General features: G+C 58.8%; 2 protein-coding genes and 1 pseudogene. All 3 read left to right on the top strand.

The annotated features are described in order from the left end of the window. The first annotated feature begins 176 nt into the window (after window positions 1-176). A complete protein-coding gene (locus D1641_RS18750; RefSeq protein ID WP_160668488.1) occupies window positions 177-1,049 on the top strand; it encodes an LPD25 domain-containing protein in 873 nt (290 codons plus the stop codon). Window positions 1,050-1,056: 7 nt separating this feature from the next. Next, window positions 1,057-1,656: a hypothetical protein gene (locus D1641_RS18755; RefSeq protein ID WP_160668491.1), complete on the top strand. Its 600-nt coding sequence runs from the start codon at window positions 1,057-1,059 to the stop codon at window positions 1,654-1,656. A gap of 9 nt (window positions 1,657-1,665) precedes the next feature. Next, window positions 1,666-2,177, top strand: a pseudogene (locus tag D1641_RS18760) (hypothetical protein); the annotation flags it as partial.

Below are 2,177 nucleotides of genomic sequence, written 5' to 3' on the forward strand. Positions count from 1 at the left end.
ACCGCCGTATGCACCGGGGGCGGTCCACTCCCGCCCGATGAAATGCGTCTCAGTTTGAGACGCATTTCGACATTTTACAGGGGCGGCTCCGCCGCCCCGCCACTTTACTGAAAGGAGTGTTCCCCATAGATACCAACAATCGAATGAAGGAAATTGCCGGGAATCTGCGCCGGGATGTGAAAGACTTGCTGGGCGAGAGCGCCAATATTGTCACCGGCCTTTTCAAAGACGGCCTGTGTACGGTCCGGGGCGCGGCCAACCGCTGGCGGAACTTCACCCGCGATATTTCCGGTGCGTTCGTCTCCCTGTTCAAGTCCACCAATGAGGCCCTTCTGCCCGACCTGTCCCCGGAGCAGCAGCCCATTGTCACCGTCATGGAGAGCGCCGACGAACATCTTCCTGTTGGCGCACGCATGACGTTATCCGAGGCGGAGACGCGAATTGGGGAGTTGAACCGGGACTATTGGGACTCTGACGAGCCGGAGCGCCCGGTCAGGGTGGCTATCGACTATATGCTGGACGGCGAGGTGGACCGCTACTGGCTCCCCCTCCGCACCGGGCCGGGCTGCCGCTCCCTGCTGGAACAGATGGCGTACCATGTGGAAACCAACTTGAAGCACCCAGAGGAAGCGACCCGGCTTTTCGCGGACGCCCCCGCCGGTCTGCGTGAATTACTCCATGAACAGTTTGGCCCCCAGCTCCATGACGACCTGGAGAAGCTGGCGGGCCGGGTATTGACCTTTTTCCAGCAGCACCACACCATCACGAAACTGGAGCAGCAGTTCCAGACCCAGGCGGCGGCTATGCCCCAGAAGGAAAAAGAAAAATTTCTGGAATATGCGAAAGCGGCAGTCACGGATTTGCGGAAGGCCGCCAACACCAGCAAGACCATCGCCCCGTCTCAGGAGCGCGCCGCCCCCGTTTCCGCCGCACCTGTCCGCAGCGGTGACAGGCCCCGGCAGTCGGTGAAGGTGAAGCTGCACCAGATCAAGAAGGAGCGGTCAAGGGCTCCCACTCGTGTCAAGTCCCGGCCCTCCCCGGAAAGATAGGTGGGCCATGGAGGAAAGTATTGATATTCTGGCGTTTCTGGAACAGGTGATGCTGGAAAACACCCGCAGCTATCAGAGCGATTTTCAGTACGATATTGCCCGATTGCGGGACGCCGCGCTGGAATCTGATCCAGAGCGCCGCACCTTCTACTGGATGTCCCGGCCCGCCGGTACATGGCTGGTTACAGAGCGGGACGCTTTTCTCCGTGGAAGCAACGGATATACCATCTGGACGCACTATGCGGGAGAGCCGAAGGGGATCAGGGCGTACCGTGTAGCCGTGACCGGCGGGAGCCGGGAGCGACCGCTGGGTACAGTGCGCAAGCTGAACTATGCCCAACAGGTCAAGCGGGTGGAGGCCCGCGCTCTCCCCACTGTCAGGCTGGAGCTGTTTTTTTGTTCCGGTCAAGTCAGGGAAATTGCGCCGGAACGGTATAAGAAAGAGCGCGAGTGGCTTTTCAATGAATACGGTATGCTGCAATATCTTCGCTATTGCCCTGAGAATGAAGCGGACCTGGCTCAAGTGCTGGCGAAGGAGCACCGCTGCCAAAAAGGACGGTGCACAAAAACCACCACAAAAAAACCGCCCCAGCGGGAGGGCAGATAGGAGGACGCCATGCCGGACATAAAACCGTTTTTCTCCGTCAATGCCTGGGGAGACAGCCTGACAACCGGCGCAACGCTCAAAATCGTACACTCTCTCAATTATTCGGACTATACCGCAAGCCCACATATGGCCCCGCTGGTGGAACTGCCTGCGGCAGAGCTGCAAGAAAAGCTCGAAGGCAGTAAAGCGGCAGAGAAGGCCATTTTTGAAAAACTGAAAGCAGCAACGGACGAGTGGGAGGCCCAGGCCGCTCAAACCCTGCTGCTGGAAAAGGTGCTGGAATATGTGTGTACCCCGGAGGTGTCCCATACCTCCAACGAGTGGAAGCAGATACAGGGCGGGGCTTGGGAGATCAGCAACCGGGTATATCAAATGCGCTATGTGTTTGTACCTGTACCGCAGTCCAAGGCCGTCCGCGTCACCTGGGGAATTGTGTATAACACCCCCCAGCAGCCGGGAAATCCCCGGTACGCCAACTCATGGGGAGACAGCCGCTATATCGTCCGGCAGGAGAAAAAGCC

The organism is Colidextribacter sp. OB.20 (assembly GCF_009911595.1).
In the GTDB taxonomy this organism is placed as follows: domain Bacteria; phylum Bacillota; class Clostridia; order Oscillospirales; family Oscillospiraceae; genus Lawsonibacter.

Coding starts and splice junctions, on each gene's coding strand:
- D1641_RS18755 (WP_160668491.1), top strand. CDS start 1,057: ATGGAGGAAAGTATTGATATTCTGGCGTTTCTGGAACAGGTGATGCTG.